The 23192-nt window shown below is 39.7% G+C and carries 18 protein-coding genes; 17 read left to right on the top strand and 1 reads right to left on the bottom strand.

The genetic code is table 11. The features are described from left to right. Nucleotides 1–10: 10 nt before the first annotated feature. The 14 genes from gabT to argH all read left to right on the top strand — a co-directional run bounded on the left by gabT (nt 11) and on the right by argH (nt 17805). Nucleotides 11–1378, top strand: coding sequence for a 4-aminobutyrate--2-oxoglutarate transaminase (gene gabT, locus E2K98_RS20310; protein ID WP_133337620.1), 1368 nt, complete (start codon nt 11–13; stop codon nt 1376–1378). Nucleotides 1379–1435: 57 nt separating this feature from the next. Further along, entirely contained in the window at nt 1436–2851 is a 1416-nt protein-coding gene (locus E2K98_RS20305) for an NAD-dependent succinate-semialdehyde dehydrogenase (RefSeq protein WP_133337619.1), read from the top strand. 138 nt (nt 2852–2989) lie between these two features. Next, complete coding sequence (locus E2K98_RS20300; protein ID WP_133337348.1) at nt 2990–3397, top strand: hypothetical protein; 408 nt, start codon at nt 2990–2992, stop codon at nt 3395–3397. Next, entirely contained in the window at nt 3397–4665 is a 1269-nt protein-coding gene (locus E2K98_RS20295; protein ID WP_133337346.1) for an ammonium transporter, read from the top strand. The genes E2K98_RS20300 and E2K98_RS20295 overlap by 1 nt, the downstream gene beginning before the upstream one ends. 159 nt (nt 4666–4824) lie before the next feature. Beyond that, nucleotides 4825–5259, top strand: coding sequence for a DUF4395 domain-containing protein (locus E2K98_RS20290; protein WP_026573485.1), 435 nt, complete (start codon nt 4825–4827; stop codon nt 5257–5259). A 213-nt stretch (nt 5260–5472) separates the two neighbouring features. Further along, nucleotides 5473–6510, top strand: coding sequence for an N-acetyl-gamma-glutamyl-phosphate reductase (gene argC, locus E2K98_RS20285; RefSeq protein WP_133337344.1), 1038 nt, complete (start codon nt 5473–5475; stop codon nt 6508–6510). Between the two features lie 36 nt (nt 6511–6546). Further along, nucleotides 6547–7773 carry a bifunctional ornithine acetyltransferase/N-acetylglutamate synthase gene (gene argJ, locus E2K98_RS20280; RefSeq protein WP_133337342.1) on the top strand — a complete coding sequence of 409 codons (1227 nt, stop codon included), beginning with the start codon at nt 6547–6549 and terminating at the stop codon, nt 7771–7773. 15 nt (nt 7774–7788) lie between these two features. Next, nucleotides 7789–8586 (top strand): acetylglutamate kinase, encoded by a 798-nt coding sequence (argB, locus tag E2K98_RS20275; protein WP_026573488.1) that lies wholly within the window; start codon nt 7789–7791, stop codon nt 8584–8586. Continuing rightward, a complete protein-coding gene (locus E2K98_RS20270) occupies nt 8586–9773 on the top strand; it encodes an acetylornithine transaminase (RefSeq protein WP_133337341.1) in 1188 nt (395 codons plus the stop codon). Before argB ends, E2K98_RS20270 begins: the two co-directional genes overlap by 1 nt. Nucleotides 9774–9790: 17 nt before the next feature. Then, entirely contained in the window at nt 9791–10867 is a 1077-nt protein-coding gene (locus E2K98_RS20265; RefSeq protein ID WP_133337340.1) for a carbamoyl phosphate synthase small subunit, read from the top strand. Then, the gene (gene carB, locus E2K98_RS20260; RefSeq protein ID WP_133337338.1) at nt 10854–14066 is read left to right on the top strand and encodes a carbamoyl-phosphate synthase (glutamine-hydrolyzing) large subunit; all 3213 of its coding nucleotides are present in this window, start codon (nt 10854–10856) and stop codon (nt 14064–14066) included. Before E2K98_RS20265 ends, carB begins: the two co-directional genes overlap by 14 nt. A gap of 3 nt (nt 14067–14069) precedes the next feature. Continuing rightward, nucleotides 14070–15041 carry an ornithine carbamoyltransferase gene (argF, locus tag E2K98_RS20255; protein WP_133337336.1) on the top strand — a complete coding sequence of 324 codons (972 nt, stop codon included), beginning with the start codon at nt 14070–14072 and terminating at the stop codon, nt 15039–15041. Nucleotides 15042–15120: 79 nt separating this feature from the next. Beyond that, nucleotides 15121–16332, top strand: coding sequence for an argininosuccinate synthase (locus E2K98_RS20250; RefSeq protein WP_133337334.1), 1212 nt, complete (start codon nt 15121–15123; stop codon nt 16330–16332). 96 nt (nt 16333–16428) lie between these two features. Continuing rightward, nucleotides 16429–17805, top strand: a complete 1377-nt coding sequence (gene argH, locus E2K98_RS20245) for an argininosuccinate lyase (RefSeq protein ID WP_133337333.1) — start codon at nt 16429–16431, stop codon at nt 17803–17805. 331 nt (nt 17806–18136) lie between these two features. Here the strand turns inward: argH and E2K98_RS20240 are convergent, their stop codons facing one another. Continuing rightward, nucleotides 18137–18853, bottom strand: coding sequence for a GntR family transcriptional regulator (locus E2K98_RS20240; RefSeq protein WP_235824881.1), 717 nt, complete (start codon nt 18851–18853; stop codon nt 18137–18139). Between the two features lie 450 nt (nt 18854–19303). On the opposite strand from E2K98_RS20240, the gene E2K98_RS20235 reads away from it, so the two are divergent. The 3 genes from E2K98_RS20235 to E2K98_RS20225 are packed head-to-tail and all read left to right on the top strand — an operon-like array spanning nt 19304 to nt 23104. Further along, the gene (locus E2K98_RS20235; protein ID WP_133337331.1) at nt 19304–20524 is read left to right on the top strand and encodes a cystathionine gamma-synthase family protein; all 1221 of its coding nucleotides are present in this window, start codon (nt 19304–19306) and stop codon (nt 20522–20524) included. 28 nt (nt 20525–20552) lie between these two features. Then, on the top strand, nt 20553–21593 hold the full coding sequence (locus E2K98_RS20230) for a homoserine dehydrogenase (protein ID WP_133337329.1): 1041 nt from the start codon (nt 20553–20555) through the stop codon (nt 21591–21593). A 56-nt stretch (nt 21594–21649) separates the two neighbouring features. Continuing rightward, nucleotides 21650–23104: an aldehyde dehydrogenase family protein gene (locus E2K98_RS20225; RefSeq protein WP_235824880.1), complete on the top strand. Its 1455-nt coding sequence runs from the start codon at nt 21650–21652 to the stop codon at nt 23102–23104. The last annotated feature ends 88 nt before the right edge of the window (nt 23105–23192 follow it).

The raw sequence follows: 23192 nt of genomic DNA, 5'->3' as shown, positions 1-23192 counted from the left end.
GAACGAAAGGATGAGCATAATGAGTTTTGCAAAAATGAATACAAATTTACCAGGGGAAAAATCAAAAAGTTTAGTTGAAAGACGTGAAAATATCGTACCAAAAGGCGTGAGCTATGGGGTTCCGGCTTTTGCTGAATCAGCCGATGGGGCGCTGATCAAAGATGTGGATGGGAATACCTTTATTGATTTTGTTGGAGCAATCGGAGTACAAAACGTAGGACACAGTCATCCGAAAGTGAAACAAGCATTACATGAACAAGTGGATCAATTTATCCATACAGGTTTTAATGTAATGATGTTCGAATCCTATATTGAGCTTGCTGAAAAACTTGCTAGTCTCGCACCAGGGCAACATGAGAAGAAAGTACTTTTACAAAATAGCGGTGCAGAAGCGGTTGAAAATGCCGTGAAAATTGCACGAAAGTATACTAAAAGACAAGGGATTATTTCTTTTTCAAGGGGATATCACGGCCGGACCTTAATGACGATGACCATGACAAGTAAGGTTAAGCCTTATAAATTTGAATTTGGACCGTTTGCTCCTGAGGTTTATAGAGCGCCGTTTCCGTATATGTACAGACGCCCTGATGGGTTAACAGAAGAGCAGTATGAAGATTTTGTGCTTGAGGAATTTCGTAATTTCTTTGTAAGTGATGTGGCACCGGAATCAATTGCAGCCGTTGTGATGGAGCCGGTCCAAGGTGAAGGTGGATTTATTGTTCCTGGAAAACGCTTCGTACAGGGAGTCTCTCAATTGTGTAAAGAAAATGGAATTCTTTTTATCGCAGATGAGATTCAAACTGGATTTGCCCGTACCGGCCGTTACTTTGCTATTGAGCATTTCGATGTGGTTCCAGACCTGCTTACGGTATCAAAATCCATGGGAGCGGGCGTACCAATCAGCGGTGTGATTGGACGTAAAGAAATTATGGACGCAGCAGATCCAGGGGAACTTGGCGGAACCTATAGCGGCAGCCCATTGGGATGTAAAGCGGCCTTAGCTGTCTTGGATATTATTGAAGAAGAAGGGTTAAATCAGCGCGGGGAAGAAATCGGAAAAATCGTCATGGATAAGTTTAAGGTATTCTATGACAAATTTGATTGCATTGGTGATATAAGAGGACTTGGGGCCATGTGTGCCATTGAGATTGTAAAGGATCGGAAAACAAAAGAGCCGGCAAAAGATTTGACCAATCAGATTATTAAGGAAGCGAACAAACGAGGATTGTTAATCTTAAGCGCGGGTATATATAGCAATGTCCTTCGTCTGCTTATGCCGCTGGTCATTACCGATGAGCAATTGGCGGAAGGGTTAACCATTTTAGAGAATTCCATTGAGGCAGCGCTCGTTTCTTCTGGCAGCGTTAGTTTAGTATAAACGTATAATTTTTATGAGAAATAATAGAAAAGGAGAATTCTTATGAGCACACATTTAATGCAGATCAACGGGGAAAGTGTTGAAAGTGAAAGTAAGGAAATGATTAAGGTAATTAACCCCGCGAATAATCAGGTGATCGCAGAAGTTCCAAAAGGGGGAATGGTTGAAGCGAAAAAGGCGGTAGATGCAGCATTTGCCGCTTTTAAGGAATGGTCTGTTAAAACGGCTGAGGAACGCAGTCAATTATTAATGAAATGGTTTCAATTGATAGATGAAAATAAAGAAGAACTCGCACGGATTATGACAGAAGAGCAAGGGAAGCCCTTGAAAGAGGCGTTGGGTGAGATTATTAATGCGAACAGCTATGTTTCCTGGTATGCAGAAGAAGGAAAACGGATTTATGGCGAAACGATTCCATCCTCCCATCCGAATAAACGAATTCTTATTCAGAAACAACCGGTAGGTGTAGTTGCAGCGATTACACCATGGAATTTCCCTGCCTCGATGATTACTAGAAAGGTAGCACCTGCACTGGCAGCCGGTTGTACGGCTGTTATTAAGCCGGCCACTCAAACTCCGTTAACGGCCTTAAAGATGGTTGAGCTTGGACATTTGGCTGGAATTCCAAAAGGCGTGTTAAATGTCGTGACTGGAGATTCCCGGGCAATTGGTGATGCTTGGCTGCAAGATGAGCGCGTTCGTAAACTAACATTTACCGGTTCGACAGAGGTTGGTAAGATGCTAATGAAGGGTGCGGCAGATACCGTTAAGAAAATTTCTTTAGAATTAGGCGGTCATGCGCCGTTTATCGTGATGGATGATGCAAATATTGATAAGGCGGTTGAAGGGGTTGTTGGCTCGAAGTTCAGGAATGCCGGTCAAACTTGTATTTGTACGAATCGTATCTATGTTCATGAATCAATTGAAGCCGAATTTAATGAAAAATTCCGTGAAGCCGTTGCAAAATTAAAGATTGGAGATGGATTAGATCAAGGAACAGACATTGGTCCAATGATTGATTCACATGCAATTGATAAAGTAAAGGAACAAATTGATGATGCTCTTAGTAAGGGCGGGAAACTGCTTCAAGGCGGCAGCAGAGCTAATATTGCAGAGGGTTACTTTTTTGAGCCGACAATTATCACAAATGCTGGGGATGAAATGCTTTGTATGAAAGAGGAAACGTTTGGACCGCTGGCACCGGTGGCAACGTTTAAAACAGAAGAGGAAGTACTTGAGAGAGCGAATAATTCAATATACGGATTGGCTGCCTATGTTTATACGGAAAGCCTAAGCAGAGCGATTCGGATTAGTGAAAAGCTTGAGTATGGAATCGTCGGGCTAAATGATGCACTTCCAACGGTTGCACAGGCACCGTTCGGAGGATTTAAAGAAAGTGGTCTAGGACGCGAAGGCGGACATTACGGGATTGATGAATATCTCGAAGTAAAATATGTATCGATTGCGTTTTAAAATATTAATGCAAGGAACCTCATATATATAGGGGTTCTTTTTTTTATGGGAATAAAAAGGGGAGAACTAAATATTGACTAAAATTGAAATACTCAATATAATCAGAAAAAAGTAACATTTCATGTGAGGAGATATAACATGGACGTCATTGATGAATTATATCGCACTTTAGAATTTCAATTTGATCCCAAAGAATTAGTTCATATCTTGCAAGAAATAAAGATTTATAAGGAAAAAGAAATAGTTCAAATTAAAAACAAAATTATAAAGTACGAAGAAAAAAGAAGAACACATGAGGCTTGGTATCAATCATTACCAGCTATAAAAAAGTTTTTCACAGGACGTCCCCCCAGCCATCATCAAGCAGTTGAGTACCTTGTTAATGTGAAACAGCGATTAATGAACATAGAAGATATTAAGAGAAAAATTAATGATTTAGAGAGAATTATAGTTATGGTGCAAAACGAGGAGAAACAAGCTATTGTTCTTTCTCATAGTGTTATAGAGGAACTTAAAAGCTATAAAGGAATAGGGGGACAATCGTAATGACAATACATGCCATTCATACAGGTCTTGATACGATCTGGGTTGTTCTGACTGCAGCCATGATTTTATTAATGGAAGGCGGATTTGCTCTGCTTGAAGCAGGCTTTGTTCGCTCGAAAAACAGTGTGAATATTATTATGAAGGTATTTGCCGATATTACGATTGGTACACTTTGTTATTACTTAGTCGGCTTTGCACTTATGTATGGTTCAGACCTTTTGGGTGTAATTGGTACGGATGGATTCATGTTAAAAGGGAATTTTACCCATTTAAAATTATCTATTTCGACGGATACCTTTTGGCTTTTTCAAGGTGCTTTTGTTATCGCAGTAATTTCCATTGTTTCTGGTGCTGTAGCGGAGAGAATTAATTTCCGTGCCTATCTTTTATATGTCCTATTGATGACGATGTTCATCTACCCCATTGCCGGGCATTGGGTGTGGGGAGGCGGCTGGTTAGGGAAATTGGGGATGGAAGATTTTGCAGGCTCAGCCGTTATACATGCGTTGGGAGGATTCTCGGCATTAGCCGCAGCCATTTTAATCGGACCAAGGAAAGGTAAATTTACGTCAAAAAACTCCTCGTCCATTGCTTTGCCTAGCAACCTGCCTCTTGCTTCAGTAGGAGCATTTTTATTATGGTTCGGCTGGTTTGGATTTAATGCTGGAAGTACACTGACAGCTACTGATGTGAGAATAGGTCACATCGCGATTGTAACCATGTTATCAGCTGCTGCAGGCGGAGCAACCGCATTAATCTATACTTTATTCCGATACGGTCGCTCGGATGCCCCGTCTGTCATTAATGCCTCCCTCGCCGGGCTTGTGGGAATAACAGCTGGCTGTGCCTTTGTAAGCGACCAGTCATCCATCTTAATAGGGGCAATTTCTGGTTTGTTGATGATGGGTGCGGCGAATTGGTTGGAAGCAAAGCGGATCGATGACCCAGTTGGCGCATTTCCAGTGCATGCTGTTTCTGGTGTATGGGGAACAATTGCTGTCGGTCTTTTCGCAACAAAAGGGGGCCTTTTAGAAGGAGGGGGCTGGCATTTATTATTGATTCAGTTGTTAGGATTAATCATATTATGCGGATGGGGATTCCTGCTTACATGGGCAGGTTTAAAGCTCATCAATAAATGGGTACCAATTCGAGCCTCAAATGATGAAGAAGATCTTGGTCTGGATATAAGTTACCATGGTATCATGGCAACCCATACATCCCCTGAGTTCCTCCAAGTGAATGATTATTTAAATAGAAATGAAGATTAAAGGTAAAAATGAAAAAATCGTTAAAGCTCCAAGCTTTAACGATTTTTTTATTCGCCTCTCTAAAAAGTGGAAAGTTTATTGTGTGTACAAAACGAGATAAAATGGATAAAATATTAGTAATATTAAACCGATAAATCCAATAAGAAAGGTTAGATTAAATTGTCAAAATCTATCCGCTCTATACCACGACCGCTTGTCAGGACAAATCAATCGGTCATTGTTATATGTTCTGTTTTAACATTATTTTCGGGCCAAGAATGGTTTTTACTGATACCATTTATATCTGGTCTCCTTGGACTGTTTTTTGGGTTTAATCCCATTATGCAGATTGCAAAGAGATTTTTGCGTAAAGAGCCAAAGGCTTACATTCCTGAAGATTGGGATCAACAGCAATTTAACCAAAAAATTGCCGTTATATGTTTAGGATTAAGCTTCATAGGCTTTATTACAGGATGGAATACAGTCGGTTATGTATTTACTATTCTTGTTGCAATAGCAGCTTTCGTTGCAATATTAGGATTTTGTATTGGATGCTTCATCCATTATCAATGGAAAATGTACTCTTATAGAAGAAACAAAAACCACTCTAATTAGAAAAGAGAAAGCAGAATCCTGCAAACTGTGGGCGTTCTGCTTTTTTATTTGTATAAAAAATGTATAATCTAACAAGGAAAAATGAAAGCGTTTTCAGTATATTTTTATTAAAATTTCAATTAAAACTGATAATTTAGTACTTTTGATATTGAATAATTATTAATCTGTAAGTATAATAATTCATTAAGAAGACGAATTCGGGAGATGAAAAGATTGAAGGTTGCGATTATCGGTGGAACGGGATACGGGGCAATTGAATTAATCAGATTAATTAATAAACATCCATATTTAGAAATTGGTACCGTTGTATCTAACTCGCAAGCAGGTACCCAATTTAGTGAAGCATATCCGCACTTGTTGAATATAGTAGATTTATCGCTCGAAACATTTGACCCAAGTGAATTAAGCAAAAATAATGAAATGGTTTTTCTTGCAACTCCTTCAGGTGTAAGTAAGGACATGGTTCCGCAGCTTTTAAAAGCCGGAATCAAATGCGTAGACTTATCCGGTGACTTCCGACTAAGGTCTACTGTTGAATACGAATCGTGGTATAAACATTCACCCGCAGATGAAAATTATTTAAATCAGGCTGTCTATGGACTTAGTGAAATTTACACAGAAAATATAAAGAATGCTAATCTGCTTTCCAATCCGGGGTGCTACCCAACGGCAGCTACACTTGGGCTTTTACCAATTTTGAAAACAAGTTTAGCAGATTATAAGTCTATTATCATTGATGCAAAATCGGGGGTATCTGGAGCAGGAAGAGGGCTTTCATTAACCTCACACTACGGAGAAATAAATGAAAACATAAGGGCCTATAAACTTGGAGCCCATCAACATATACCGGAAATTGAGCAAACTCTTAGTGATGAAGCGCAAACACCGATCACAATCTCCTTTACAACTCACTTAGTGCCCATGACAAGAGGAATCATGTGTACGACTTATATAAACTTAAAGGATAATATTTCAACTGAAGAAGTGCATGAATTATATGATGAATTTTATAAAAATAAGCCGTTTGTAAGGGTAAGACCAATAGGTAACCTTCCTTCAACTAAAGAGGTCCTTGGCAGTAATTATTGTGACATCGGGTTGCATGTTGATCCACGGACCGCCCGTCTAACCATTATTTCGGTGATTGATAACCTAGTAAAAGGGGCTGCAGGGCAAGCAATTCAAAATGCAAACATTATGAACGGTTGGGATGAACAGACTGGGCTTAGCGATATTCCAATGTATCCATAGAACATTATTTTTGGGAAGCACAGGAGGGAAAACTTGATGCAAGCAATTTCTAATCATAAAGTGGTTGTCTTAAAAGAAAAAGGCGTTACCTTACCAAAGGGATTTAACGCAGGCGGGATGAATTGCGGGATTAAAAAGGGAAAACTGGACTTAGGCTATATCGTTTCGGAAGTTCCCGCTACAGCGGCCGGGGTATATACAACAAACATCTTTCAGGCAGCGCCGTTAGTCGTTACACAAGAAAGCATTGCGAAAGAACATAAAATTCAGGCTGTGCTTGTGAATTCTGGTAATGCCAATGCTTGCACAGGGGAACAGGGACTAAAAGATGCCTCCACAATGCAAAAGGCTTTTGCCAATGAATTGGGAATACCTGAACACCTTGTTGCTGTAACTGCAACGGGCGTAATCGGAGAATTGCTTCCAATGGAAAAAATCAATCCGGGAATCGGCCAAATTTTACAGGCAGAAAATGAGGCTGAAGAAAACTTTATACAAGCGATTTTAACAACAGATACGGCTGTGAAGCATATTGCGGTCCAAACTCAAATTGACGGGAAAACAGTCAGTATTGGCGGAGCTGCAAAGGGCTCGGGAATGATACATCCAAACATGGCAACCATGCTTGGTTTTATTACAACTGATGCAAATATAGCCCATGAGGATCTTCTTTTTGCCCTTAAAGAGGTGACAAATCAAACCTTTAATATGATTACCGTTGATGGGGATACAAGTACAAATGATATGGTGTTGGTTATGGCCAACGGACTTGCAGAAAACAATCTACTAACTAAAGATCATCCTGATTGGGATGGATTTGTAACGGGTTTAAAAATCGTTTCCGAGGAGCTGGCTAAAAAGATTGCCCGTGATGGTGAAGGAGCAACAAAATTAATCGAGGTAACCGTTGAAGGAGCACAAAATCAGAAGGATGCAAGCATAGTCGGGAAATCTATTATTTCTTCCAGTCTGGTTAAAACGGCTATCTTTGGAACGGACGCAAACTGGGGCAGAATTGTTACGGCGATTGGTTATAGTGGTGTGCAAATTCAGCCTAATGCCATCAAGGTAGCGATTGGGCCTTACCAAGTGTTTGAAAATGGCTTGCCTTGTCCATTCGATGAAGCGGAAGTTAAAAACTATTTAGAGCAGGAAACCATCAAAATTTTTGTTGAATTAAATCTAGGAAATCACAGTGCTACAGCCTGGGGATGCGATTTAACCTATGATTATGTCAAAATCAATGGATCCTATCGCACATAGAGGAGGGGCACAAAAGTGAAATACCTAGTTATCAAGTGTGGCGGCAGTGTGTTAGAAAATCTGCCGAGATCATTTTATGAGGATATCGTAAAAATCCACGAATCGGGCGAGTGGACTCCTATTATTGTCCACGGTGGAGGCCCTTTAATTACAGGATTACTTAAAAACTTAAATGTTGAAACCACCTTTGTGAACGGCCTGCGCGTAACGAGCCTTCAGGTTCTGGATATCGTGGAAATGGTACTAAGCGGGTCAGTTAATAAACAAGTGGTTAGAAATATTATTGAAGCGAGCGGTAATGCTTATGGTGTCAGCGGGGTAGATGGCTCTCTTTTAAAGGCGAAACCGGTGGGGAATTCCGAAGTAATTGGTTTTGTCGGCGAAGTTGTCGAAGTGAACAAAAGTGTAGTGGAAGGCATCATTGATCAGGGATATATTCCCGTCATATCACCAATTGGAATTGATGAAAATGGGCAGCGTTACAACATAAATGGGGATATTGCTGCAAGCGCCGTTGCGAAAGTGTTAGAAGCAAACCTTTGCTTTATCAGTGATATTCCAGGAATTTTAATTGAAGCAAATGGTGAAAAGAAGAAGCTTGATCAAGTATCGAAGGCGGCAGTTGAGGAATTGATTCAAAATAAAACCATCTATGGAGGAATGATTCCAAAGGTTACCGCCGCAATTGACGGACTTGTTCACAATATACCAGAGGTTGCCATTATCAACGGCTTTGAGAAAAATAGTCTAATAGACTATGTAAACGGTAAAAAGATTGGTACGAAAATCGTTCTAGAAGAGGAGATTGTGTAATGGCAAATAACACTTCCGTTTCCCTTGAATCGCCACTAATGGCTACATACAATCGTTTCCCAGTTACATTAGTAAAAGGAAAAGGAAGCTATGTGTGGGACGACAAAGGAATTCAATTTTTAGATTTCACTTCTGGTATTGCTACATGTAATTTAGGTCATGTACCGGATTCAGTTAAAGAAAAACTTGAGGAACAAGTCCAAAATTTATGGCATTGCTCCAATCTCTATAATATACCGAATCAACAGGAACTTGCTGCCCTTTTAACAGAAAACAGCTGTGGGAATCAAGTTTTCTTTTGCAACAGCGGCGCGGAAGCAAATGAGGCAGCCATTAAATTGGCACGTCGATATGCACAAAAGGTAAAAGGGACGGACTCTTATGAAATTGTCACTTTCGAGCAATCCTTTCACGGCAGAACCTTGGCGACCCTCTCAGCTACGGGCCAAGAGAAAATTCAACAGGGATTCTTGCCTTTGGTTCAAGGCTTCCGCTATTTACCTTTTAATGATAACGAAGCAATTGAACAGCTGGCGGAAATCAAACCTGCTGCCGTTTTACTTGAACTTGTTCAAGGTGAAGGAGGAGTCATTCCAGCAAACAAGGAATGGGTAAAGAAACTCGCATTAATTTGTGAAGCGAACGATATTTTATTGATGGTTGACGAAATCCAAACGGGCATCGGACGGACCGGTACATTGTTTGCTTATGAGCAATACTCCATTGAACCGGACGTAATAAGTGTTGCCAAAGGTCTTGGCTCCGGTTTTCCAATCGGGGCAATTATCGCTAAAGAAAAGGCGGCAAAAGGGTTTGATCCGGGCAGCCACGGCAGCACCTTTGGTGGAAATCCTTTGGCCACTGCTGCAGGTGTTGCAACCATCACCCATATTGTAGAAAGCCAATTATTAAAACATGTTGAAGAAATCTCAACTTACTTGGATGTTGAGTTCCAAACTTTAAAAGATAAGTATTCGTTTATAAAAGGTATTCGTGGAAAAGGCTTGCTGAAGGGGATTGTCGTCGAAGTGAATGCGGCGGAAATCGTACAAAAAGCAATCGGCAACAAGCTTCTTATTCTTACAGCGGGGCCAAATGTGGTTAGGGTACTGCCACCATTAACGGCAACAGTAGAAGAAATCAATGAATTTATCAACAAGTTAGAAAAGACATTCCAAAGTATATAGAAAGGCGAGTGAGGAAAGTGGAGCAAGGATATCTTACTTTGGAAACTGGAGAAGTTTTTGAAGGAATTTTAATTGGTGCAAATAAGGACTCTCTTGGAGAAGTCGTTTTTAATACAAGTATGACCGGTTATCAAGAAATCATCACCGATCCATCCTATGCAGGACAGATCATTACCTTTTGCTACCCAATCATCGGGAATTATGGAATTAACGCAAAGGATGATGAAAGTGTCCATCCGGCCCTTTCCGGGGTAATCATTGGGGATTTGTGTGAAACGCCAAGTCACTATCAGTCTATCAGTAAATTCTCAGAAAAGCTGATGGAGGCAGGTGTTCCCGGGATTGCAGGGGTAGATACAAGACTCTTAGTCAAAACCATCCGCAGCCGCGGAACAGTAAAAGGTTTTTTAAGTACTAAAAAGGTGGAAGGGATTGCTTCAACACTGAATTCTTCCCTCTGGGTGGAAAAAGTATCAACGAAAAAAATTCAATATTTTAAAAACAATGGACCACATGTAGTGTTAATGGACTTTGGATTTAAAAAGTCGATTTTAACAGCATTGTTAGCGGAGAATTGCTCGGTGACCATCGTACCTTATAACACTCCTTTTGAAAAAATAAAAGCCTTAAATCCAGATGGAGTTCTTTTTAGTAATGGACCTGGAGATCCAATGGAATTGAAAAAGTGGTTCCCGGAAATCAAGAAAATTTGCCAGCACTTCCCGACATTAGGGATTTGTCTTGGGCACCAGCTAATAGCGCTTGCCTTCGGTGCAAAAACGGAAAAACTTGCATATGGACACCGCGGAGGCAATCATCCAGTGAAAGAATTAATGACTGGAAAGGTGAAAATCACTGCACAAAACCACGGCTATGTAGTGGTTGACAATAGTATTGACACAGATGTATTTGCTGTAACCTATCGCAATGTCAATGACAAGTCTATCGAAGGGCTAAAGCACCATCAGTACCCTATTCAAACGGTTCAATTTCATCCGGAGGCACATCCTGGACCAAGCGATACAGCACATATCCTTACAGAGTTTGTAAAAGAAATTACTTCCTTGGGAGAGACACGTTATGCCGTTAAATAAAAATCTAAAGAAAGTTCTCGTCATTGGCTCTGGACCAATTGTGATCGGTCAGGCCGCAGAATTTGATTATGCGGGAACACAAGCATGTATAGCCCTTAAAGAAGAGGGAATCGAGGTTGTTTTAATCAATAATAATCCGGCTACAATCATGACGGATGAAACGGTTGCTGACAAGGTTTATATTGAACCACTCAATGTTACAGCCATTGAAAAAATTATTATGAAAGAAAAGCCGGATGGTATTATCGGAACACTTGGCGGGCAAACAGGTTTAAACCTGACTGTTGAGCTATATGAACAGGGCATTTTACAAAAATATGGTGTGGCGTTGTTAGGGACTCCTGTCGAATCGATTAAAAACGGTGAGGATCGTGAAAAATTCCGTAATTTAATGATTGAAATCGATGAGCCGATTCCTGAATCAGCCATAATTCATAGCTTTGAAGAGGGAGTACAATTTGTCAAAGAAATCGGCTATCCAGTTATTATTCGACCTGCCTATACCCTTGGAGGGGATGGCGGTGGTTTTGCCCATAATGATGATGAACTCGAAAGTGTTCTTAAAAAAGGGCTAGCAGCTAGTCCAATCCATCAAGTGTTGGTAGAGAGAAGCATCAAAGGTTGGAAAGAAATTGAGTACGAGGTTATGCGTGATGCAAATGATACCTGTATCATTGTCTGCAATATGGAAAATATGGACCCTGTTGGCGTTCATACGGGTGATTCAATTGTAGTCGCTCCATCGCAAACCTTGACAGATGTACAATACCAGATGCTCCGTGATTCTTCGGTCAAAGTCATTCGTGAATTGGGGATTATCGGCGGCTGTAATATTCAGTTCGCTCTTCATCCTGAATCCAATCAATATTATATTATCGAAGTAAATCCGAGGGTCAGCCGTTCATCTGCATTAGCCTCGAAAGCAACCGGTTATCCGATTGCCCGGATGGCAGCAAAATGCTCAATTGGCTACCATTTAGATGAGATTATCAATCCGATAACAGGAAATACCTTTGCTTCCTTCGAACCAGCAATTGATTATATCGTTGTCAAACTGCCGCGTTTTCCATTTGATAAATTTCCCGAGGCAGATCGTACATTAGGCACGCAAATGAAGGCAACTGGGGAAGTAATGGCGATTGACCGCACGTTTGAAGGGGCTTTAAATAAAGCAATTCGCTCGATGGAAATGAATATTTTTGGGCTTTGCACAAAGACTTATCAGCACCTAGGAGAGGCTGCTCTGTTTGAAAAACTGAAGACAGCCAATGATCAGCGTCTATTTGTCATTGCAGAGGCGTTTAAAAGGGATATTTCTTTTAATAAAATTCAGGAACTTACCCAGATTGATCCGTGGTTTTTATATAAAATTTGCTTGATTGTTGATTTAGAAAAGGATTTAGCTTCCTATACCTGGGATGAGGTTCCGGCCTCACTGTTAAAGGATGCGAAACGGAAAAATATTTCTGACAAACTGCTTTCGCAAATTTATGATATTCCGGAAAAACAGATCAGACTTAAATGGAAGGTTCTTAACTGGAAACCAGGCTATAAGATGGTTGATACCTGTTCGGCGGAATTCGATGCCGTTACACCATACTATTATTCTACTTGGATGGGCTATGACGAGGTTGAGGTGTCTAATAATAGAAAGATTCTTGTTATTGGGTCCGGTCCGATTCGAATTGGCCAGGGAATTGAGTTTGATTACTGTTCGGTTCATGCTGCAAAAGCAATAAAGAAAATGGGCTATGAAGCGGTTGTGATTAATAATAATCCTGAGACTGTCAGTACAGATTATTCTGTTGCGGATCGTCTTTACTTTGAACCGTTGGCTGCAGAGGATGTTCTCCATGTCATTGAAAAGGAGAATATCGAAGGAGTTCTCATCCAATTCGGCGGGCAAACAGCGATTAACTTGGCACATACTTTACAAGAAGAAGGAATAAAGATTCTTGGAACGCCAGTTGAAAATGTCGATCGCTTGGAGGATCGTAAAGAATTTTATCAGCTTCTTGAAGACCTGAAAATACCTCATATCGAAGGTAAAACGGTCTCCCATGCAGATGAGCTGGTGGAAGCCGCAGAAAAATTAGGCTATCCTGTTTTGGTTCGTCCATCTTATGTCATCGGCGGGCAATCGATGTTTACGATTTTTTCAGAAGAGGAACTTCAAAGTTATATCGAACAATTACAGGAAAATTCGCAGGAGAGTATGTGGCCATTATTAGTTGACCGATATTTGCCAGGATTAGAATGTGAGATTGATGTCATCAGCGATGGCGTAAATATTGTCGTTCCGGGAATATTTGAACATATTGAAAAAGCCGGGGTTCACTCTGGGGATAGTATCTCGATTTTCCCACCGATTACGATGTCTCATTCGGTGAAGGAAACGCTCATTGACTATGCAAACCGAATTGCAATGTCTGCTGAAATTATTGGGATGATGAATATCCAATTTGTCATCTATGAAAATCAAGTTTTTGTGCTTGAAGTAAACCCACGTTCATCAAGAACGGTGCCGATTATCAGCAAAGTAACAGGAGTATCGATGATTGAATGGGCGGTCAAGGTCCAGCTTGGTGTTTCTCTTACTGAAATCAGTGCCATATCGGGGCTGCTGCCGGAACCAAATTATTATTCAGTCAAAGCACCGGTGTTTTCTTCTACTAAATTAAAAGGTGTTGACCATGTTCTTGGACCGGAAATGAAATCGACGGGTGAGATTCTAGGTCTAGGTGCCAGTTTCAAAGAGGCATTGGCAAAGGCTGTCCCTTTCAAATCGCAAGATGAGGAAAAATATATTTTCTGTTCAATTTCAGACCGGGAAAAGTCCGCCAGCCTGCCAATCATACAGGGAATGGTGAACAATCAATATAAAATTGCTGCAACGGAAGGAACAGCATTATTTCTCGAAAAAAATGGTGTTGCCGTTGCAAATATCATAAAAGATGAAAAAGATGTAAATGAACTTTTCCGCCATCAAAAAGTAAGTGCGGTTATTAATATTCCAAATCAGGGACGGAACAAACTGAAATTTGGTTTTTATATCCGTGAACAAGCAACCCGCTACAATGTAAAAGTATTTACACATTTAGATACGGTAGAAGCGATGATGGGGCTTGATGATCAATTACGATCAGATTTTGAAGTTCTTACTGTAAGCGAATATTATAAAATTGGGATAGAGGTGTAATCGATGATTGAGACAATGCAAAAAAATGATTCAAAACAGTTTAACTTTAAAGGGAAAAACTTTTTGCAACTCTCGGATTTTACTACAGATGAAATTCTGTATTTACTAGATGTCGCCGTGGAACTAAAAGCTATGCAAAAACAAGGAAAGCCACATCCATACTTAAGCGGACAGGTATTAGGAATGATTTTTGACAAGTCCTCTACACGTACAAGAGTTTCCTTTGAAGTAGGGATGATGCAGCTAGGTGGACAGGCAATTTTCTTGAGCTCGAAGGATAGTCAGTTGGGAAGAGGGGAAAGCATTTCAGACACTGCGAAAGTGCTTTCCCGTTATGTGGATGCATTAATGATTCGTACCTTTACCCATGAATCGATTGAGGAATTTGCCCATCATGCTGAAATTCCAGTCATCAATGGCTTAACGGACTTACAGCATCCAACCCAGGTGATGGCAGATCTTCTTACGATTCTTGAACACAAAGGCAAGTTAGCCGGTTTAAAGATGTGCTATATTGGTGATGGGTATAATAATATGGCCCATTCCTTGCTTGAAGGGGCGCTTAAGGTAGGAATCGATATCAGTATTGCTAGCCCTGAAGGATATATGCCAAATCAAACGATTGTTGAGAATGCAAAGCAAATTGCCAAGGAAACAGGGGCACAAATCACGATTACTCATAATCCGGTTGAAGCCATTCAAAATGCTGATGTTGTGGTAACAGATGTCTGGACCAGTATGGGGCAAGAAGCTGAAACAGAAAAACGTCTAAAGGCATTCGAAGGCTTTCAGGTAAACGGAGATCTTTGTAAACATGCAAAAAGTGATTTCATCTTTTTACACTGTCTGCCGGCACACCGCGGGGAGGAAGTTACAGCTGATCTTATTGACGGTCCTCATTCAGTTGTTTTTGATGAAGCAGAAAATCGTCTTCATGCACAAAAAGCGATTTTAAAAGAATTCTTGCAAAAATAGTCTTTATTTTTTTGAATATTGATGTATAATAATACTATCAAATGAATTTAAATACAAAGATAGTGCGAGGAGATTAGTCATGGCAAAGGAAAAAATCGTATTAGCCTATTCAGGCGGTTTAGATACATCAGTATCAGTTAAATGGATTCAAGAAAAATATGGGTATGATGTTATTGCTTTAGGTCTTGATGTAGGGGAAGGAAAAGATCTTGAGGCAATCAAAAACAAAGCGTTAAATGTCGGCGCTATTAAAGCGATTATGATTGATGCCAAAGAATTGCTAGCAAAAGAATATATTTTACCAGCTTTAAAGGCGAATTGTTTATATGAAGGAAAATATCCACTTTCTTCTGCGATTTCTAGACCACTCATTTCTAAATTATTGGTCGAAGTTGCTGAACAAGAAGGGGCAGCAGCTGTTGCACACGGTTGTACCGGTAAAGGGAATGACCAGGTCCGTTTCGAGGTTTCGATTCAAGCATTAAATCCAAGCTTAAAGGTTGTAGCTCCAGTACGTGAATGGGGTATGACCCGTGATGAAGAAATTGAGTATGCCGAGAAAAATGGTATTCCAATTCCAGTAGATTTAGATAATCCTTTCTCGATTGATGCAAACATTTGGGGACGTGCTTGTGAAGCGGGAGTTTTAGAAGATCCTTGGGCGGAAGCTCCGGAAGCAGCTTATGACTGGACCAATCCAATTGAATTAGCGCCAGATGAAGCGGAATATATTGAAATTGAGTTTGAACAAGGTGTTCCTGTAGCTCTAAACGGTGAAAAACTTCCATTGGTTCAATTGATTGAAGCTTTGAATCTACTTGGCGGCAAGCATGGTATTGGTCGTATCGATCATATTGAAAATAGATTAGTAGGAATTAAATCAAGAGAAGTCTATGAAAATCCGGCAGCATTAATTTTAATTAATGCACATAAAGAATTAGAATTTTTAACCTTGCCTCGTGAAGTAACCCAATTTAAAACACAGGTTGACCAGCACATGGCAAAAATTGTTTATGAAGGTCTTTGGTATTCACCACTTAAAGGTGCTCTTGATGCATTTATTGATGAAACGCAAAAAGTAGTTTCTGGTACTATCCGCGTTAAGCTTCATAAAGGCAATCATATGGTTGTCGGCCGTAAGTCTGTGCACAGCCTTTACAATGAAGAATTGGCAACTTATGCAAAAGGCGATGCATTTGATCATAATGCAGCGGTTGGTTTTATCAAACTTTGGGGTCTTCCAACAAAGGTGTACTCTGAGGTTAACCAAAAGGACACAGTAGTAAAATAATTTTTTAGTCTGCTGAAATACGTTTTTTCAAATAATCATTTGAAGCCCTCGAAATATTTCGGGGGCAATCTTGTTCATATTTAAGGGGGAGCAGCAATGTCTAAGCTTTGGGGCGGCCGTTTTACAAAGGAAACAAATAAGCTCGTTGAGGAATTCACAGCCTCTATTCCATTTGATCAAAAATTAGCATTAGAGGATATTGCAGGGAGTATGGCACATGTGCAAATGCTCGGGGAGTGCGGCATTATTCCGGTAGAAGATGCGGAAACAATTAAACAGGGGCTTCTTTCCATTAAACAAATGGTTGAAAATGGGGAAGTTGAATTTTTAGTAGAAGATGAAGATATTCATATGAATATCGAGAAACTATTAATTGAAAAAATCGGACCTGTTGGCGGAAAGCTGCACACAGGGCGGAGCCGTAATGACCAAGTAGCTACAGATATGCATCTTTATTTACGAACAAAAACAACTGAATTGATTACGTTAGTTGAAAATGTTCAACAAGCCTTAGTTGAGCAGGCGAAAGTGCATGTAGAAACATTAATTCCTGGATACACACATCTGCAGCGTGCTCAGCCTGTATCGTTTGCGCATCATTTAATGGCTTATTTTTGGATGTTTGAGCGCGACAAAGAAAGATTGATTGATAGTTTAAAAAGAATCAATTGGCTGCCTCTTGGTTCAGGAGCTTTGGCTGGAACAACCTTCCCGATTGACCGAGAAAAAGTGGCGGATCTATTAGGGTTCGAAACCATCTATCCAAACAGTATGGATGCTGTCAGCGACCGCGATTTTATCCTGGAGTTTTTATCAATCGGTTCTATTATTATGACACATATCTCGCGTTTTTCTGAAGAGCTTGTGATTTGGTCAAGCCAAGAGTTTCAATTTGTTGAACTCGACGATTCATTCTGTACAGGCTCAAGCATCATGCCGCAAAAGAAAAACCCGGATGTACCAGAGTTACTAAGAGGAAAAACCGGACGTACGTATGGGAATTTAATTGGGCTGTTAACCGTTTTAAAAGGCTTGCCGCTTGCTTACAATAAGGATCTTCAAGAAGACAAAGAGGGTATGTTTGATACGGTTGAAACCCTTGAAGGTTCACTAAAATTATTAGCTCCTATGATTGAAACGATGACCGTCAATAAGGATGTCATGCGCAAGGCCATTAATAACGATTTTTCCAATGCTACCGATATTGCCGATTATTTAGTGCGTAAAGGTTTGCCGTTCCGTGAGGCGCATGAGGTGATTGGGAAGACTGTATTATATGCCATTCAACAAGGAAAGTTTTTGCTTGATTTAACGATGGAAGAATATCAAGAATTCAGCCCGTTATTTGAAGATGATATTTATACAGTCTTAGCACCTGAGCATGTGGTGGCGGTTCGTAACAGCTTTGGCGGTACTGCACCTGAGCAAGTTCTAGGACAAATTAAGCTTGCTGAAGGAAAACTGCAGAAATAATCGATTTGAGAACAGAATAGTGATAGCAAGCCGGCAGCCAGGGGCTGCCGGTCTTTGTTATGTATTTATTACTGAAATGTGGAAAAGGATTTATTCAAATGTTACAGGTTAATTAGTAATTTAGATCAGCGATGGCATATGCTAATCGCTGTTTTTTCTTGGGGGGATTTTTTTGAAATGGAGCATAAAGCAGGTGTTTCATATTGTGGAAGAAGGCTGGGGGCGCTGATAAGAGCGCCATTTCGATGTCTTTACGGGAATCGAAATTTACCCAGGAAAATCATTTGACTTAAATTACTTTTCTAGTAAATCATTTAACCGGCCCCATATTTTATATCATATCGATATGAGTTATTTTCCAATGTTCATTCTTAATCAGGTGCTCCAAGTTTTCTTTGTCTTTATTCTTAAAGTAATCAATAATTTGTCTATGCTGTTCATTCATTTGTTCTAATGCTGTAAAGAGTTTCTCTTCATCTTTACTTAAATAAATCTGCCTGACAAAACTATTCTGTAAAGAATCAAGAAGCTCAATTAATGTAGGGTTGCAACACTTCTCAATGTATACTTTATGGAATTGGTTTTGGTATTTTTGATAATCTGAATAATTTTTCTGAGAAATGGAAAGGTCGATTTTCCTAACCAACTCTTCCATTAGTTCCATATCATCTTCGGTCAAATTCTCCAGAGCTAAAGTTGCTGCAAAGGCATCTAGTACACCAACAACACTAAAAACATCTAGCTTTTTCTTTGTGTCAATTTCCTTAACGATAAATCCTCTTCGGGGAAAGAACTCTAGTAAATTTTCAGAAGCTAGTTGGATTAAGGCTTCCCTCACAGGGGTTCTGCTTACTTCTAATTTCTCGCTTAGTGCTATTTCATTTATTTTTTGTTTGGGAAGTAATGTTCCATTCTGAATTTCTGCGGCGATATAATCATATACATGGTCTTTTAGTGATCGGTACCTCTTTTTGATAGTTATTCCCCCTAAGTAAAAAAAGTGGAAATTCTTGTTTTTTATATTAGCATGAGCATCCAAATCCTTCAATATCGTCCCCAAAGTAACTCATTATTCTTTTAAATCTATTATCTTCAAGTCTATTATGTTTTAAAGTAGATTCCTATTTGAGGAAAGTTAAAAGAATAGCAGAAGAAACGAAGCGGTGGTTTTTTAAGACCGGTTAATACAAATATATCTTAATTATTAAAACAAGACAGTTAAATTTTAAAATATTTTTTTAAAATTTAACATTGAAAATACAAAAGGTCCATTATATAATTTTTACATGGACAATTTTCAGATAATTCAGCGTATTATACATTACGCAATATATTGTATAATTTAAAGTGTCTTAATTAGAAGGTGTCCAAAGAACGCACTGCATTAAAAAAAGAAGTACAAAATTTAGCATAAAGGGGGTACTTTTTTAAACGAAATTTAGTTGGGATTCAAAAGTACATATTTTTAGTTTTATAAAAAATGAGAGGTGGTAGAAACATGAGCAAAAGAAACTTTAAAGATATACAAGACGGTACAAAAGCTGTATGGGCAGGAGAAAAGGAATCTCTTGCTTACAATGCAACCCAAGTACCGGTGGTGCTTAGTGTAGCCTACAATTACGATGACGTGGATGAGTGGCAAGAAGTTGCTATCGGAAATAAACCTGGACATATTTACAATCGAATGACAAATCCAACTGTACAAGCTTTTGAAGAAAAGGTACGAATTCTTGAGGGGGCAGAGGAAGCGATTGCTTTCTCATCGGGAATGGCTGCTATTAGCAGTACTTTATATACCTTTTTAAGACCAGGCGACCGGGTAATATCCGTGAAAGATACATATGGAGGGACCAATAAAATCTTTACTGAATTCTTGCCGAATATCGATGTAGATGTAACGTTATGTAACACTGGAAATCATGAAGAAATTGAAGCAGAAGTGGCCAAAGGATGTAAGGTTTTATATTTGGAATCTCCTACCAACCCTACCATGAAAATTACGGATATTGAAAGAATGGTGAGAGCTGCAAAATCGATGGGGGCATTGGTGATAATAGACAATACTTTTGCTACTCCTATTAATCAAAATCCAATTCAATTAGAAGTTGATATCGTCATCCATAGTGCCACTAAATTTTTAAGCGGGCATGCCGATGCGTTAGGGGGTGTGGTGTGCGGCTCCAAAGAACTGATGAAAAGAGTATATCACTATCGCGAAATTAATGGAGCAACCATGGATCCATGGTCAGCTTATCTGATTTTAAGAGGGATGAAAACGTTAAAACTTCGTGTCAGACAACAAGAAAAGAGTGCAATGGAGATTGCAAAGTATTTGCAAAAGCAAAAGCTTGTGGAAGCAGTTTATTATCCTGGATTAGAAACACACCCACATCACCATATTGCAAAGAAACAGATGAAGGGATTTGGCGGAATTTTAAGTTTTGTATTGAAAGATGAAATGGAGGCGATAAAAATTTTATTGCCAAAATTACAGTATGCAAACAAAGCTGGAAATCTTGGAGCTGTCGAAACAATATACGGACCGGCAAGAACCACTAGCCATGTTGAATGTACTCTTGAAGAACGGAAAGCTCTTGGTATTCCAGAAGGTTTGGTTCGTATCTCCGTAGGGATTGAAGATACAGAAGATCTTATTTCGGATTTAGAACAAGCTTTTTCCCTTTTAGAATCGCAATTGCCTGTTAATAGCAGCAAGTGAAAATATAACAATGGAAGAGGTATTGAGTATGACACATAAAATTGCGTTGCTTGGTTTTGGTGTAGTTGGTCAAGGATTTGCAGAAATTTTAGAAGAAAAAGGTGAATTGTTACGCAGCGGACTTGGCTTTGATGCCAAAATTGTTGCGATTTCCGATTTTGTTAAGGGATCTCTTTATCATCCAGAAGGCTTAGATATTGCTAAAGCATTGCAAGCTGTAAAGGAAACTGGGAAACTTGATTGCTATCCGGAAAGCCCTGGTTTGGTAAGAGGATGGGATAGTTTTCAGACCATTCGTGAAAGTAATGCTGACACCGTTGTAGAAATTACTTTTACAGATGTAAAAACAGGCCAACCTGCCATCAATCATTGTAAGGCAGCATTTGAAAGTAGAAAGAATGTAGTAATGAGCAATAAAGGTCCAGTTTCTTTAGCTTACCAAGAGCTGATTGGGTTAGCCAGAAAGAATCATGTTCGATGGGGCTTTGAAGGAACCGTTATGAGCGGAACACCTGCATTGAGAATGCCCCTCGTGGCATTGGCAGGAAATAATATTACAGAAATACGTGGGATTTTAAATGGAACGACCAATTATATTTTAACCAAAATGGAAGAAGGCTTGAGTTATGAGGCAGCATTGGCTGAGGCACAAACTCTTGGCTATGCAGAGGCAGATCCTACAAGTGATGTCGAGGGGTATGATGCCCAATATAAAGCTACTATTCTAGCTAATATTGTCATGAACGTTCCGATGAAACGAAAAGAAGTAGAATGTGAAGGAATTAGTCATCTTACACTACAAGATATCCAATGGGCAAAATCTGAGGGTAAAAAGTGGAAACTTATTGCTAAATGTATAAAAGATGGTGATAAAGTCATCGCAAAGGTGGGTCCCGAAGCGATACCGATTACAGATCCTTTAGCTGGAGTCTCAGGTGCACAAAATGCCATTACATATGATTGCGATTTAGCCGGTCCAATCACGCTTATTGGTGCCGGAGCCGGCCGAAAGGAAACCGGATTCTCGATTCTTATTGATTTAATTAATATTAGCCGCGGTCAATTGTAATCTTTTACACTATTAATTTACAAAATGAAAAATTAGTTATATGAGGTGGTTACACAATGACATATATAGAGACACAGACAAAAGAAAATAAGATGTTTCTGGCTGGAAAGTGGGTATCCCGATCCAAAAGCATTAAAGTCTTCGACCCCCAAGATAATCGATTAATCGCAACTGTCCCTGCCGCTAATGAGGAAGATGTACTTCATACTATAGGGGAGGCAAAAAAGGGAGCAAAAATTGCTGCTGACATGTCGACGCACGAAAAAATCACCATTTTAAATCGTGCTGCTGACTGGATTTATGAGCATAAAGAAAAGTTCGCAGCCACCATTGCATGTGAGGGAAGTAAAACAATTAAAGAGGCAAGGAAAGAAGTATTGCGCTGTATTGAGACTCTTCGTATTAGTGCTGAAGAGGCAAGGAGAATAAATGGAGAAACGATTTTATTTGACCAAATGCCGGGAAGTGAAGATCGCATGGGATATTATTATCGTTTTCCTATTGGAATCATTTTGGCGATCACGCCTTTTAACGATCCATTAAACCTTGTTGCACATAAAGTGGGGCCAGCTATTGCTGCTGGAAATGCGATCATCGTTAAACCAGCACCAGCTACACCATTAAGTGCTCTATTATTGGCAGAAGCATTTGAAAAAGCAGGTTTGCCTCCTAAAGTTTTATCCGTCATTACTGGCTATCCAAGTGATATGGGAGAAAGCCTGATTACCCATCCAGCGATAAGAATGATATCTTTTACAGGGGGACTTTCCACTGGCCAAGAGATTATGCAAAAGGCGGGCATGAAAAAGTTCAGTATGGAGTTAGGATCGAACTCACCGGTTATCGTTCTGGAAGACGCTGATTTAGAAGAAGCCGTTGAATCAACTGTTTCCGGAGCCTTTTGGGCTGCAGGTCAAAATTGCCTCGGAGTGCAAAGAGTCTATGTTCAAGAAGGGATTTATCAAAACTTTGTCGGAAGGTTCCTTGCTCGTACTCTAAAATATCGAGTGGGTAATAAATTTTCAGAGGAAACCGATATGGGGCCAATGATATCAGAAAAGGAAGCAAAGCGGGTGGAGAGTTGGGTTAATGAAGCCGTTGAAAGTGGAGCAAAATTGCTTTGTGGCGGCAAACGAAAGGGATCTTTTTATTATCCAACTGTTCTAGAGAATGTACCAACTGATTGCAAGCTGGCAACGGAAGAAGTGTTCGGACCAGTTGTTACCCTTTATAGTGTTCCTGATCTTGATACAGCTATTTTTCAATCTAACAACGTGGCTTTCGGCTTACAAGCAGGTATTTTCACTCAAAATTTAGATTATGCTTTGGGGGCTGTACGTAAGCTGGATGTAGGCGGGGTTATTGTAAATGACAGCTCCGATTATCGAATAGATGCGATGCCTTTTGGGGGTGTAAAAGGATCTGGTATAGGTCGTGAAGGAATTAAATTTGCACTTCAAGAAATGACAGAACCAAAAGTTGTTTGTTTTAAGGTTGCCGTTAAAAGATAATAAAGCAATGGAGTGGTAAATGCTAGTTTAATAGGAATTGACCTAATAGGTTTTGAACACGCGGTTACCTATACCAAAGGAGGAAACT

This window comes from Bacillus salipaludis (genome assembly GCF_004358205.1).
Note: the sequence above shows the minus strand (reverse complement) of the source record. Positions and strands in the feature narration are given on the sequence as shown.

What these genes read in the sequence shown, in the direction of transcription:
- E2K98_RS20305 (WP_133337619.1), top strand. Translation starts at nt 1,436, where the DNA reads ATGCAGATCAACGGGGAAAGTGTTGAAAGTGAAAGTAAGGAAATGATT.
- E2K98_RS20300 (WP_133337348.1), top strand. Translation starts at nt 2,990, where the DNA reads ATGGACGTCATTGATGAATTATATCGCACTTTAGAATTTCAATTTGAT.
- E2K98_RS20295 (WP_133337346.1), top strand. Translation starts at nt 3,397, where the DNA reads ATGACAATACATGCCATTCATACAGGTCTTGATACGATCTGGGTTGTT.
- E2K98_RS20250 (WP_133337334.1), top strand. Translation starts at nt 15,121, where the DNA reads ATGGCAAAGGAAAAAATCGTATTAGCCTATTCAGGCGGTTTAGATACA.
- E2K98_RS20225 (WP_235824880.1), top strand. Translation starts at nt 21,650, where the DNA reads ATGACATATATAGAGACACAGACAAAAGAAAATAAGATGTTTCTGGCT.
- argH (WP_133337333.1), top strand. Translation starts at nt 16,429, where the DNA reads ATGTCTAAGCTTTGGGGCGGCCGTTTTACAAAGGAAACAAATAAGCTC.
- E2K98_RS20230 (WP_133337329.1), top strand. Translation starts at nt 20,553, where the DNA reads ATGACACATAAAATTGCGTTGCTTGGTTTTGGTGTAGTTGGTCAAGGA.
- gabT (WP_133337620.1), top strand. Translation starts at nt 11, where the DNA reads ATGAGCATAATGAGTTTTGCAAAAATGAATACAAATTTACCAGGGGAA.
- argJ (WP_133337342.1), top strand. Translation starts at nt 6,547, where the DNA reads ATGCAAGCAATTTCTAATCATAAAGTGGTTGTCTTAAAAGAAAAAGGC.
- E2K98_RS20235 (WP_133337331.1), top strand. Translation starts at nt 19,304, where the DNA reads ATGAGCAAAAGAAACTTTAAAGATATACAAGACGGTACAAAAGCTGTA.
- E2K98_RS20270 (WP_133337341.1), top strand. Translation starts at nt 8,586, where the DNA reads ATGGCAAATAACACTTCCGTTTCCCTTGAATCGCCACTAATGGCTACA.
- argF (WP_133337336.1), top strand. Translation starts at nt 14,070, where the DNA reads ATGATTGAGACAATGCAAAAAAATGATTCAAAACAGTTTAACTTTAAA.
- carB (WP_133337338.1), top strand. Translation starts at nt 10,854, where the DNA reads ATGCCGTTAAATAAAAATCTAAAGAAAGTTCTCGTCATTGGCTCTGGA.